8 protein-coding genes are annotated in these 12827 nt (G+C 67.6%); 4 read left to right on the forward strand and 4 right to left on the reverse strand.

The window, feature by feature from the left end:
• The first annotated feature begins 289 nt into the window (after positions 1–289).
• On the forward strand, positions 290–3685 hold the full coding sequence (locus tag NVV90_RS07700) for a pyruvate carboxylase (RefSeq protein WP_258440590.1): 3396 nt from the start codon (positions 290–292) through the stop codon (positions 3683–3685).
• Between the two features lie 93 nt (positions 3686–3778).
• Here the strand turns inward: NVV90_RS07700 and NVV90_RS07705 are convergent, their stop codons facing one another.
• Complete coding sequence (locus tag NVV90_RS07705) at positions 3779–5590, reverse strand: long-chain fatty acid--CoA ligase (protein ID WP_258440591.1); 1812 nt, start codon at positions 5588–5590, stop codon at positions 3779–3781.
• 201 nt (positions 5591–5791) lie between these two features.
• Between NVV90_RS07705 and NVV90_RS07710 the strand changes: the two genes are divergently transcribed.
• On the forward strand, positions 5792–6886 hold the full coding sequence (locus NVV90_RS07710) for an ROK family protein (RefSeq protein ID WP_258440592.1): 1095 nt from the start codon (positions 5792–5794) through the stop codon (positions 6884–6886).
• Between the two features lie 70 nt (positions 6887–6956).
• Here the strand turns inward: NVV90_RS07710 and NVV90_RS07715 are convergent, their stop codons facing one another.
• Both NVV90_RS07715 and NVV90_RS07720 read right to left on the reverse strand, forming a co-directional pair.
• On the reverse strand, positions 6957–7457 hold the full coding sequence (locus NVV90_RS07715; protein ID WP_258440593.1) for a hypothetical protein: 501 nt from the start codon (positions 7455–7457) through the stop codon (positions 6957–6959).
• On the reverse strand, positions 7444–8247 hold the full coding sequence (locus NVV90_RS07720) for a carboxylesterase (protein WP_258440594.1): 804 nt from the start codon (positions 8245–8247) through the stop codon (positions 7444–7446). Before NVV90_RS07720 ends, NVV90_RS07715 begins: the two co-directional genes overlap by 14 nt.
• Before the next feature lie 131 nt (positions 8248–8378).
• On the opposite strand from NVV90_RS07720, the gene NVV90_RS07725 reads away from it, so the two are divergent.
• Together NVV90_RS07725 and NVV90_RS07730 are read left to right on the forward strand one after the other, a co-directional pair.
• Positions 8379–9137, forward strand: coding sequence for a 1-acyl-sn-glycerol-3-phosphate acyltransferase (locus NVV90_RS07725; protein ID WP_258440595.1), 759 nt, complete (start codon positions 8379–8381; stop codon positions 9135–9137).
• Between the two features lie 66 nt (positions 9138–9203).
• The gene (locus NVV90_RS07730) at positions 9204–10610 is read left to right on the forward strand and encodes a class II 3-deoxy-7-phosphoheptulonate synthase (RefSeq protein ID WP_258440596.1); all 1407 of its coding nucleotides are present in this window, start codon (positions 9204–9206) and stop codon (positions 10608–10610) included.
• An 89-nt stretch (positions 10611–10699) separates the two neighbouring features.
• On the opposite strand, the gene pknB is transcribed toward NVV90_RS07730, so the two are convergent.
• On the reverse strand, positions 10700–12769 hold the full coding sequence (pknB, locus tag NVV90_RS07735) for a Stk1 family PASTA domain-containing Ser/Thr kinase (RefSeq protein WP_258441103.1): 2070 nt from the start codon (positions 12767–12769) through the stop codon (positions 10700–10702).
• Positions 12770–12827 lie beyond the last annotated feature (58 nt).

Genomic DNA, 12827 nt, shown 5'->3' on the forward strand with positions numbered 1-12827 from the left:
GGTGTTTTTGCCCGGCGGTGCCGGGGTGGGGCATACCGAAGCCCCTTCAACATCATATGTTGCGCGGGGGCCGATTCCCGCCTTTGCGGGCCTGCCTCGCCGGCCCGCCCGGCCGGGCTGCCCCGCCGAGTCCCGGGTGGGCACTAGCACGGTGGTCACCCGCGCGCACGCTTATACAGCCCACATGACGATTGCTTTGTGATGGTTGCCACAAAGATTTGTGTTTGCCACTGGCGGCATTACACACTGTGACCACCGACCGATACACCCGCAATGATGCAGGAGAAGCATGTTTTCGAAGATTCTGGTGGCCAATCGCGGAGAAATCGCGATCAGGGCATTTCGCGCTGGTTATGAACTGGGCGCCAAGACCGTTGCAGTCTTTCCGCATGAGGATCGAAACTCGATCCACCGCCAGAAGGCTGATGAGGCTTACCTCATTGGCGAGGCCGGCCACCCGGTCCGCGCCTACTTGGACGTTGCGGAGGTTGTCCGTGTAGCGAAGGAAGCCGGCGCCGACGCCATCTACCCGGGCTATGGCTTCCTGTCCGAGAACCCGGACCTGGCGCGTGCGGCCAAGGCCGCGGGCATCACCTTCGTCGGTCCGCCGGCAGAGGTCCTGGAGCTTGCCGGTAACAAGGTCGCGGCGCTTGAAGCGGCCCGCAAGGCCGGTGTGCCCGTCCTGAAGTCCAGCCGGCCTTCGAAGGATCTCGACGAACTGATTGCGGCCGCCGATGAAATCGGCTTCCCCATCTTCGCCAAGGCTGTTGCCGGCGGCGGTGGCCGTGGCATGCGCCGTGTCGAAACCCGCGAAGCCCTGCCGGACGCCCTGCAGGCAGCCATGCGCGAAGCCGACGCAGCCTTCGGTGACCCCACCATGTTCCTTGAGCAGGCTGTCCTTCGTCCGCGCCACATCGAGGTGCAGATCCTGGCCGACGCCGAGGGCAACGTCATGCACCTCTTTGAGCGCGACTGCTCGCTCCAGCGCCGCCACCAGAAGGTCGTGGAAATCGCGCCGGCGCCCAACCTGGACGAGTCCATCCGCCAGGCGCTCTACCGCGACGCCGTCGCCTTCGCCAAGGCGCTGAACTACGTCAACGCGGGCACCGTCGAATTCCTCGTCGACACCGAAGGCGAGCGCGCCGGCCAGCACGTGTTCATCGAAATGAACCCGCGAATCCAGGTCGAGCACACCGTGACGGAAGAAATCACCGACGTCGACCTCGTGCAGGCACAGCTGCGCATCGCCTCGGGCGAAACCCTCGCAGACCTTGGCCTGAGCCAGGAGACCGTTTCCATCAAGGGTGCGGCGCTCCAGTGCCGCATCACCACCGAAGACCCGGCCAACGGCTTCCGCCCGGACGTCGGAAAGATCACCGGCTACCGCTCGGCCGGCGGCGCCGGCGTCCGGCTCGACGGCGGCACCGTGTACTCGGGCGCCGAGATCAGCCCGCACTTCGACTCCATGCTGGTCAAGCTCACCTGCCGCGGCCGCGACTACCCGGCCGCTGTGGCCCGTGCGCGCCGTGGCCTCGCCGAATTCCGCATCCGCGGCGTGTCCACCAACATTCCGTTCCTGCAGGCCGTGCTGGCCGACCCGGACTTCATCGCGGGCAACGTCGCCACCGACTTCATCGACAAGCGCCCCGAGCTGCTGAAGTCCCACATCTCGGCGGACCGTGGAACCAAGCTGCTCACCTGGCTCGCGGACGTCACCGTGAACAAGCCGAACGGCGAACTCAAGGTGCACTCCGACCCGGCGAGCAAGCTCCCCGTCGTCGAAGGTCCCGTTCCCACCAAGGGCTCCCGCCACAGGCTGCTGGAACTCGGCCCGGAGGGCTTCGCCAAGGCCCTGCGCGAACAGCAGGCACTGGCCGTCACGGACACCACGTTCCGTGACGCCCACCAGTCCCTGCTGGCCACCCGGGTCCGTACCCGCGACCTCGTTGCAGCCGGCCCGGCCGTCACCTCGCTGCTGCCGGATCTTCTCTCGGTCGAGGCCTGGGGCGGCGCCACGTACGACGTCGCGTTGCGCTTCCTCGGTGAAGACCCCTGGGACCGCCTGGCCGCGCTGCGCCAGGCACTGCCCAACGTCTGCCTGCAGATGCTCCTTCGCGGGCGCAACACCGTCGGCTACACGCCGTACCCGGAAGAGGTCACGGAGGCCTTCGTGACGGAGGCAGCTGCCACCGGCATCGACATCTTCCGCATCTTTGACGCCCTGAACGACGTCAACCAGATGGCGCCGGCCATTCGCGCAGTACGGGCCACGGGCACCGCCGTCGCCGAAGTGGCCTTGTGCTACACCGGCGACATGCTCAACCCGGACGAGACGCTGTACACGCTCGACTACTACCTTGAGCTTGCCCAGCGTATCGTCGACGCCGGTGCGCACATCCTGGCGATCAAGGACATGGCGGGCCTGCTCCGTCCGGCCGCTGCGGCGAAGCTGGTCTCGGCCCTCCGCGAGCGTTTCGACCTCCCGGTCCACCTGCACACCCACGACACGGCCGGCGGCCAGCTGGCCACCCTGCTGGCCGCGGTGGATGCAGGAGTCGACGCCGTGGACGTCGCCTCGGCGTCGCTGGCAGGCACCACCAGCCAGCCGGCCGCGTCCGCGCTCGTCGCGGCGCTGGCCCACACGCCCCGCGACACGGGCTTCAGCCTGGCCAACGTCAGCGCCCTGGAACCCTACTGGGAAGCCGTGCGCCGCGTCTACGCGCCGTTCGAGTCCGGCCTGCCGGGCCCCACAGGCCGTGTCTACCAGCACGAGATCCCCGGTGGCCAGCTTTCCAACCTGCGCCAGCAGGCCATTGCGCTGGGCCTGGGCGAGCAGTTTGAAGCCATCGAGGACATGTACACCGCAGCGGACCGCATCCTCGGCCGCCTGGTCAAGGTGACCCCCTCCTCCAAGGTGGTGGGCGACCTCGCACTGCACCTCGTGGGCCTCAACGCGGATCCCGCCGACTTCAACGAGAATCCGCAGAACTACGACATCCCGGACTCCGTCATCGGCTTCCTTTCCGGCGAGCTGGGTGACCCTCCCGGAGGCTGGCCCGAGCCGTTCCGCACCAAGGCCCTGCAGGGCCGCAGCATCAAGGTGCGCGACGTGGAGCTCAGCGCCGAGGACAGCGCCGCGCTCAAGTCCGATTCGAAGACGCGCCAGCACACGCTGAACCGCTTGCTCTTCGACGGCCCCACCAAGGACTACCTGAAGAGCGTGGAAAGCTACGGCAACATCTCCGTGCTGGACACCCGTGATTACCTGTACGGCCTGCAGCGCGGTGCCGAGCACGTGATCGAGCTGGAAAAGGGCGTCCGCCTGATCGCCCAGCTTGAGGCTGTGTCGGAGGCCGACGAGAAGGGCATGCGCACCGTCATGTGCACACTCAACGGCCAGTCCCGCCCCGTGGTGGTCCGTGACCGCTCCGTGGTGAGCAACGTCAAGGCCGCCGAGAAGGCAGATCCCGCGCAGCCCGGCCAGGTTGCCGCGCCGTTCGCGGGTGCCGTCACGGTCACGGTCAAGGCCGGCGACGTCGTCAAGGCCGGCGATACCGTTGCGACGATCGAGGCCATGAAGATGGAAGCCTCCATCACGACGCCGGTCGGGGGCACCGTCTCGCGCCTCGCCGTCTCGGCCGTGGAGCAGGTCCAGGGCGGCGATCTGCTGCTCGTCGTCGGGTAGCCTGTACCGCATAGACGAGGAACCCCGTCCGGAAATCCGGACGGGGTTCCTTGCTTTTAGTGCTTCCGCTGCCCGCGCGGAGCGGTGCGCGGCCTAGGACACGCGGGGTGTTGAGTACATGTCCTCGATAACGGACTCGAAGTCCTTCATCACCTGCGCGCGCTTGACTTTCAAGGATGGGGTCAGGTGGCCCGAGGCTTCGGTGAAGTCGGCGGGAACGATCCTGAAGGACTTGATGGCCTCGGCCTGGGACACCGACTGGTTGGCCCGGTTGACCAGATCCTGGACGGCTGCGCGGACCACGGCGTTGTCGGTGGCCTGCGCCAGCGTGGTCGTCGCCGGCAGCCCGTGGCGCTCCAGCCACCCCGGGAGTGCCTCTTCGTCCAGTGTGACCAGGGCGGCGATGAACGGCCGGTTGTCGCCCACCACGAGGACCTGCGACACCAGGGCGTCGGCACGGATCTGGTCCTCCAGCAGGGCGGGAACCACGTTCTTGCCACCGGCAGTCACGATGATTTCCTTCTTGCGTCCGGTGATCTTCAGGAAGCCTTCGTCATCCAGCTCGCCGATGTCTCCGGTCCGGAACCAGCCGTCCACAAAGGTTTCCGCGGTGAGGTCCTCGCGCTTGTAGTAGCCCTTCATCACGCAGTAGCCCTTGGCGAGGATCTCGCCGTCGTCCGCAATCTTCACCGAGTTGCCCGGCAGCGGGGCCCCCACGGTGCCGATCTTGATGAGGGAGGGCCGGTTGACGGTGATCGGGGCAGTGGTTTCCGTGAGTCCGTAGCCTTCGAGGATCTGCAGGCCGATGCCCTGGAAGAAATGGCCGAGGCGTTCGCCCAGCGGACCGCCGCCGGACACGGCGTGTGCCACGTGGCCGCCCATGGCGGCCCGCAGCTTGCCGTACACCAGTCTGTCGAACAGCGTGTGCTTGAGGCGCAACCCCAAGCCAAGGGAACCGGACTGGCGCGCCTTGGAGTATTCGATCGCGGTGTCCACGGCCCGGTGGAAGATGGCACCCTTGCCGCCGTCCTCTGCCTTGGTGAGCGCCGAGTTGTAGACCTTCTCGAAGACCCGGGGGACGGCCAGGATGAACGTGGGCTGGAAGCTTTGGAGATCGGCCAAGAGGTGCTTGATGTCGGGGGTGTGTGCCACCTGCACGCCGCCGGCTACCGCCAGCACGGAGATGAACCGGGCGAAGACATGGGCCAGCGGCAGGAACATGATGGTCTTGGCGTTCTCGTTGACGACGTCGCCGAGCGCTGCCCGCGCGTTCTCCGAGAGCTCCACGAAGTTGCCGTGCGTGAGTTCGCAGCCCTTGGGCCGGCCGGTGGTCCCGGAGGTGTAGATGATGGTGGCGAGATCGGCGAGGCCCGCCGAGCTGCGCCGCGCTTCGAGCACTTCGTCGCTGACGCCGGCACCCGCCTGGCGAAGGGTGTCCAGTCCGCCGCCTTCAAGCTGCCACACGTTGGACATGGCGCTGATCGCCTCGGCAGCGACGGCCTGCCGGATGATGTCCTCGTGGTGGGCCGCCTCGCCGAATGCCGCAACCGCGCCGGAATCCCCGAGGTTCCAGGCGACCTGCGACGCTGAGGACGTCTCGTAGATGGGGACGGTGACAGCGCCGGCGAACCAGATGGCGAAGTCCACCAGCGACCATTCGTAGCGGGTGCGGGACATGATGCCGACTCGGTCGCCGGGGCCCACGCCACTGGCGATCAGACCCTTCGCGAGGGCCTGCACATCGGCGAGGAACTCCGTGGCCCGGATATCCTGCCACTGCCCGTTGCCGTTGAGCTTGGAGAACAGGGCAGGGTTGGACGGCTTGGCGGCCTGGCGGATCACAAGGTCCGTCGTGTTGGTTTCAGGGGCGATGCTTACAAGGGGCGGAACACTGATTTCACGCACAATAGCTCCTTCGATATCAACAGACCACATTGGGGCTGCTCTTACTCTAGTACGCCCGTTTCCGGGGGTGTGTCCTATTTCACCTACTGGCGAGTAACTTTACGGTTTTGGCCCCCTGCTCCGCCAATCGGCAGCCTACGGAGACGCGGCAACACCGCCAGATGGCGGCGCCGTTGCGGCAGTGCAGAATAAGATGTCGGAATGCCACTTAGCCCGCCCACGCCACAGCCCGGACCCCGCCCATCGGCCTGGTCCGGCTCCGCTGCGGCCCGCCGTCGGCCCGCAGCCCGCTGGGGCGACGTGCCGTGGGCCAGCCGCAGGACGCATCTGGGCCGAAGGGGCCTGGCCATCGGAATCGACATCGGAGGCACCAAGGTCGCTGCCGGTGTGGTGGACGCCGGGGGCCGCGTCCTCGCTGAGGCCCGACGCTCCACCCCTGGAAGCGACCCTCGCGCGGTGGAACAGGTGATCGTGGACCTCGTCCGGGAACTTGCCTCCGGGCACCGCATCGCCTCGGTGGGTATCGGTGCGGCCGGCTGGATGGACCTCGACGGCGGCACGGTGCTGTTCAGCCCGCACCTTGCATGGCGGAACGAGCCACTCAGGGCCAACCTGCAAAAGCTCCTGCGGCGGCCTGTCCTCTTGACGAACGACGCCGACGCCGCAGCCTGGGCGGAATGGCGCTTCGGTGCGGGGCAGGGCGAGAGCCGGCTTGTCTGCATCACCCTTGGCACCGGCATCGGCGGCGCCATGGTCATGGACGGCCGCGTGGAGCGCGGGCGCTTCGGGGTGGCGGGCGAGTTCGGCCACCAGATCATCATGCCCGGCGGCCACGCCTGCGAATGCGGGAACCGCGGATGCTGGGAGCAGTACGCTTCCGGAAACGCCCTGGGCCGCGAGGCGCGCGCCTTTGCCGCCTCCGGCACGCCGGAGGCGCGGGAGCTGCTGGCCGGCAGCGGGGGACAACTCGAGGGGATTACGGGCCTTGCGGTGACCGGACTTGCCTTGGCGGGCAATGCCAGCTCCAAGGAACTGCTGGCGGAACAGGGCCGGTGGCTCGGGCTGGGCCTGGCCAATCTGGCCGCAGCCCTGGACCCGGGAAAGTTCGTCATCGGCGGCGGGATGTGCGATGCCGGCGAACTGCTGGTCGCTCCGGCCAGGGCCGCGTTCGAGGAAAACCTCACGGGACGCGGTTTCCGCCCCGCCGCACGGATCGAACTGGCGGCCTTGGGCCCGCGGGCCGGGATGATCGGGGCCGCGGACCTGTCGCGCGTCAGCGGCCGGACGCGCTCCTAAACGCCAGGACGCTCGGCTAGGCGGCAGGACGCACGGCCAACACAGCCGCAGGCGAAGTCCGGCGGCCCGCTCAGATGCGGGCGCCGTCGTCGTCCTCGTTCTTCTCCTGGGGCAGCTTCATGATGAGGTAGACCACCGACGCAATGAAGGCGGCCACAATGCCGAGGATGGCAATGAGCGGCGCGGACCGCCAGAACATGGCTGTGAATACGAGCGCAAGCGGCCCGCCGACGGCGCCCAGCCACGCCAGCATGGTCATGGGCTCCGTTCCCGCCAGGCTGGGCGGTTCCTCGGGCACGAAGCCCTCGTCATCGTCCACCCCATAGTCACGCGGACCGGGCGCCGGGGGCACATCCCCAGCAGCGGCCGGACTCGACAGTCCCAGGGGATCAAAGTCGCGGAAGGAAACCCGGGCCGGTTCCTCGGAGACCGGCTCCGGCGGTGTCGCCTCGTGGATGTCCCCGGTGCCTGTGGACGGGGTCGCCTCCAGGCGGGCCACCAGGTCAAGCCAGACGGCGTCGTCGTCATTGTTGGCGCTTTGGTCCGCCGAGTTGGGGTCAGGCCTGTTCATGGGCTGCGTCCTTGCTGCCGGCATCCGAGGGCCCGGTCCGGGCCGCCATGGTCTTCCGGATGAAGTCGACCGAGCCGCGGAAGATCTCCTCGGCGTCGTTGTCGAGGGTGGCCACGTGGTAGCTGTTCTCCAGCAGGCTCAGTTCCAGCGGAGCCACGACGTGCCGGCGCAGCAGTTCGATGCTGTGGTCCGAGACGACGTGGTCCACCGTGGAGCGGAACACGCGGACCGGCGCGCTGATCCGTGGCAGCAGGGTGACAGTGTCCTTGAACATCTTCTTCAGTTCATGGGCTGCGGCCACCGGCGTCCGATCGTAGGCGCCCTCGTCCATGCCGGGCTTGAGGATGTCGTTGGCGATCGCCGGAGTGGACTTGAGGACGTGCTTGAGGACACCCACTACGGCGGAACGGGGATCATCGATGACCAGGCCGGGATTCACCACCACGGTGCCAGCCACCGGACGGGTTGCGGCCACGCGCAGGGCCAGCGTTCCGCCCATGGACAGACCGGCGGTGAACACCGCATCACAGCTGGCTTCCAGCTGCCGGTACGCCTGGTCCACGGCGTCGTGCCACTCCTGCCAGCGGTGCGTGGCCATGTCCTGCCAGCTGGTGCCGTGCCCGGGCAGCAGGGGCAGACGGACCGCGAAGCCCTCTGCCGCAAGGTGTTGTGCCCAGGGGCGCATGCTGTGCGGACTGCCCGTGAACCCATGGGACATCACGACGCCGATGCGGGGCCCGGAACCGGTGGATTCGCTCACGAACGGTGATGGATCAGGAAGAGTTGTCATGATGACTCGAGGCTACTCTGTTGGCGCCCACCGTGTCGCTGTTCCCGGCAATTCCCCTGGAGTAGGGTTGCAGTTGGGTGCCGGCCGGGCCTTTCCTGGAGCCTTCCAGCCGCCGACGGGAGAGGACGAAAGTGTTCTATTGGGTCATGAAGCGGATCTTCCTGGGTCCCATCCTCAAGCTGCTCTTCAGGCCCTGGGCCAAGGGGCTGGACAACGTCCCGGCGGAGGGTGCCGCCATCCTTGCTTCCAACCATCTCTCGTTCTCCGATTCCATCTTCCTGCCCCTCATGGTGCACCGGCCCGTCATCTTCCTGGCGAAGTCCGAGTACTTCACAGGAACCGGCCTCAAGGGCAGGCTCACGGCATTGTTCTTCCGCCTGAGCAACCAGCTGCCCATGGACCGCTCCGGGGGAGCAGCCTCGGAACTGTCCCTGCAGGCCGGCAAGGACGTGCTGGGCGGAGGCGGACTGCTGGGCATCTACCCGGAGGGTACCCGCAGCCCCGACGCCCGGCTGTACCGCGGCAAGGTGGGCGTGGCCCGCCTTGCCCTGCAGACCCGCGTTCCCGTGATTCCCGTGGCGATGATCGGCACCGAGAAGGTCCAGCCCATCGGCAAGAGGCTCCCCAATATCCGCCGGATCGGCGTCATTTTCGGGCAGCCCCTGGACTTCAGCCGCTACTACGGGATGGAGGATGACCGGCTGATCCAGCGCGCCATTACCGACGAAATCATGTACGAGCTCATGCGGCTCTCCGGGCAGGAATACGTGGACGACTACGCCGCCGTGGTGAAGCAGCAATTGGCCGGAAAAGGGCCGGAACCCCGGCCTGCTCCGGAGCCTCCCGAAGAACCGGAGCCCGACGCCGGAGCAGGCACCGGGAAAGTGTGACGGTCTGCGGATAGACGGTTACGCCGAAGGTGCTCCAACGGTGCCACGGGCAACTACTCTTGTAGGGTGACTGAGCTAACCACGAACAACGCACCGTCCGTAACCGGGCCCCTCGCCAGCACCGCCCAAAGCGGGGCGGCTGACTATCCCGGACTCGACGACTGGCGGGAGCTGCCCATCTCGCAGCAGCCCACCTGGTCCGACAAAGGCGTTTTCGACGCCTCGGTCAAAGAACTTTCCGTGCTGCCGCCGCTGGTCTTCGCCGGCGAGGTGGACGTCTTGCGCGAGCGGCTGGCCGCCGCGGCCCAGGGCAAGGCCTTCCTGCTCCAGGGCGGCGACTGCGCCGAAACCTTCGAGGCAGCCACCGCGGACAAGATCAGCGCCCGCGTCAAGACCATCCTCCAGATGGCCGTGGTCCTGACCTATGGCGCGGCCATGCCCGTCATCAAGATGGGCCGCATGGCAGGCCAGTTCGCCAAGCCGCGCTCTTCCAACGACGAAACCCGCGACGGCGTCACCCTGCCGGCGTACCGCGGCGACATCGTCAACGGCTACGATTTCACCCCGGAGTCCCGCGCCCACGACGCCGGCCGCATGCTCAAGGCCTACCACACCTCCGCTTCCACGTTGAACCTCATCCGGGCGTTCACCCAGGGCGGCTTCGCTGATCTGCGCCTGGTCCACCACTGGAACAAGGGCTTCACCGAGAACCCTGCGCACGCCCGCTACGAATCCCTGGCCCGGGACATCGACCGCGCCATCAAGTTCATGGACTCGTGCGGCGCCGACTTCGAGGCGCTCAAGCGCGTTGAATTCTTCGCCAGCCACGAGGCGCTCCTGCTCGACTACGAGCGTGCCCTCACCCGGATCGACTCGCGCACGGGACTTCCCTACGACACTTCGGGCCACTTCCTGTGGATCGGCGAACGCACCCGCGAGCTCAACAACGCCCACGTGGACTTCCTGTCCCGCGTGCGGAACCCGATCGGCGTCAAGCTCGGCCCGAACACCAGCGGCGACGACGCCCTGCGCCTCATTGACAAGCTGGACCCGAACCGCGAACCCGGCCGCCTGACATTCATCACCCGCATGGGTGCCGGCAACATCCGCGAGAAGCTGCCCGCCATTGTCGAGCGCGTCACGGCTTCCGGCGCCCAGGTTCTCTGGGTCACGGACCCGATGCACGGCAACACTGTCACCTCGCCCAACGGCTACAAGACCCGCAACTTCGACGACGTCATCGACGAAGTGCGCGGCTTCTTCGAGGTGCACCGGGCACTGGGCACGGTCCCCGGCGGCCTGCACGTCGAAATGACCGGCGACGACGTCGCCGAGTGCCTGGGCGGCGCCGACCCGATCGACCAGGACGCCTTCCTGGACCGCTACGAGTCCGTGTGCGACCCGCGCCTGAACCACATGCAGTCGCTGGAGATGGCGTTCCTCGTCGCAGGGGCATTGTCCAAGCACCAGTAGCCGCTGCTGCAACAGCAGAGGGCGGTCCGGATCTTCCGGACCGCCCTCTGCTGTTTGCGTGCTGCCTGGGCCGCGTGTTGTGGGCCCGGTCAGACGACCGTGAGCGTGACGGTGGAGCCCTCAGGGACCTCGGTGTCCACCGGATTCTGGTCCCGGACCGTGCCGAAGAAGCCGCCCAGGACGTTGTTGACGACCACGTCGAAGCCCAGTTTCTCCAGGGCTACCCGTGCGGCGGCGGCCTGCTTGCCCACAAAGCTGGTGACCTTAACCATCTTGGGGCCCTTGGAGACCGTTAGGGTTACCGTCTCCCCGCGGATGACGGTGCCGTTGGCCGGGGACTGGCCGACCACCGCTCCCTTGGGCACCTTCTTGTCGTTGACCGTTTCCGGTGCGATCTGTGCCTTCAAGCCGGCGTTCTGCAGGGCCTTCACGGCCTCGTCCTGGCCCATGCCGCGCACGTCCGGTACCGGAATGGGTTGGGGGCCCTTGGACAGCACCAGGGCCACCGCCGTGCCGTGCCGGACTGCCGTGGTGCCTGCCGGTTCCTGTGAGAGGACCGTTCCGGCCGGAGCCTTGTCGTCGTAGGCCTGGGTGACGATGCCCAGGGTCATTTCCGCCTTGTTGAGCTGGTCCTTGGCTTGGTCAAGTGTCAGCCCGGCCAGGGACGGCAGCGCGAACTGCTGTGCGCCCTTGGACACGAGGAGCGCGATCGGCTGGAACTTGCGTACCACCAGGCCCGAGGCAGGGTCGGTGCCGACCGTGAAGCCGGCCTCCACGTCGTCGTCGAACACGTCCCGGGGCTCGGACTGGAAGCCCGCGGTGCGCAGCAGCTGCTGGGCCTCGGCCACGGTCTTGTTCTTGACATCCGGGACTGTGGCGGGGGAGCCGGGGCCCATGCCAAAGAACCACCCGGCAGAGGTGGCCAGCAGGGCCAGGACGATTACCACGATGGCCCAGATCATACCCCGCCGCCGGGGGTTGCCCTCGCGCAGCGAGCGGACAGAGGTCGCCGCGGCCCGCGCCCGGTCCTTTTCTTCCTGGCGCTCAAGGCGCCTGAGTTCGCGTTTGCCGGGCCGGGGAACCTGCTGCGTAGCGTCGGGGCCGGCTGCGTACAGGCCAGGAATGCCCGACGGCGGAATCACCGCTGTCGGATTGCTTTGGCGGGAGATCACCTCGGTGGGGCGGCCCGTCACGGCCAGCGCCTCGGTGGGCTCGTTCCGGGGCGCGCCCGGCGTGACGATGGCTGTCTGTCCGCCTGCCGGCGCGCCGGCTTGGGCAGGGGCATGCATCAGGGGCGGTTGCAGGTCGAGCTGCGCGTCGCTCAGGGTGGTCCGGATATGCCGGAGTTCCGCGAGGAGCGCGGAGCCGTCCGCCGGGCGCTGCTCGGCGTCGTTTGCCGTGCACCACTGGACGAGTTCGTCCAGGTCGACGGCGAGCCCGGGTGCAGCTCCCGACGGCGGCCCCACCACTGAATTCACGTGCTGGTAAGCCACCTGGATGGGGACCTCGCCCTCGTAGGGCCTGCGCCCCGTGAGCATTTCATAGAGCATGATGCCCGCCGAATAGACGTCGCTCCGCGCATCGGCGGCCTTCCCCAGGACAAGCTCGGGCGCCACATACGCGACGGTACCGATCAGGGAGCCGGTGCTGGTGGTGGACGTCACGGCCCGGGCCAGGCCGAAGTCACCCACCTTGATCCGGCCGTCGTCGGCGATCAGGACATTCTCGGGCTTGACGTCGCGGTGGATGAGTCCGGCCGCGTGGGCCGCCGCCAGTCCGGCGATGACGGGGTCGATGAGGGCCAGCGCGAGCCGCGGCGTCAAGGCCCCTTGTTCGTTGAGGAGATCCCGGAGCGTGTGGCCCTTGACGTACTCCATGACCAGATAGGCCGTGTGGCCATCCTGCCCCTGGTCCAGGACCCCCACCACGTGCGGGTGGGACAGGCTGGCGGCGGCCTTGGCCTCCTGGCTCAGGCGCTGCAGGAACGTGTGGTCGTTGGCCAGGTGCGGGTGCAGGACTTTGAAGGCCACGTCCCGCTCAAGGCGTTGGTCCGTGGCCAGGTAGACGGTGGACATGCCACCCCTCGCCAGCCGTGAGCGGACGCGGTACCGTCCGTCCACCAGGGTCCCGAGAAGTTGGTCCTGCACTTGTTCCTGCACTTGTTCCTGCACCCTACGATCCTAATGGAGGCGCAGAACGGGCCCGAACCGACAAGCG

It is taken from the genome of Arthrobacter sp. CJ23 (assembly GCF_024741795.1).
Classification (GTDB): Bacteria; Actinomycetota; Actinomycetes; order Actinomycetales; family Micrococcaceae; genus Arthrobacter.

Bases quoted from the DNA above. Each gene is read 5' to 3' on its own strand.
- NVV90_RS07715 (WP_258440593.1), bottom strand. From the start codon at position 7,457: ATGAACAGGCCTGACCCCAACTCGGCGGACCAAAGCGCCAACAATGAC.
- NVV90_RS07720 (WP_258440594.1), bottom strand. From the start codon at position 8,247: ATGACAACTCTTCCTGATCCATCACCGTTCGTGAGCGAATCCACCGGT.
- NVV90_RS07710 (WP_258440592.1), top strand. From the start codon at position 5,792: ATGCCACTTAGCCCGCCCACGCCACAGCCCGGACCCCGCCCATCGGCC.
- NVV90_RS07700 (WP_258440590.1), top strand. From the start codon at position 290: ATGTTTTCGAAGATTCTGGTGGCCAATCGCGGAGAAATCGCGATCAGG.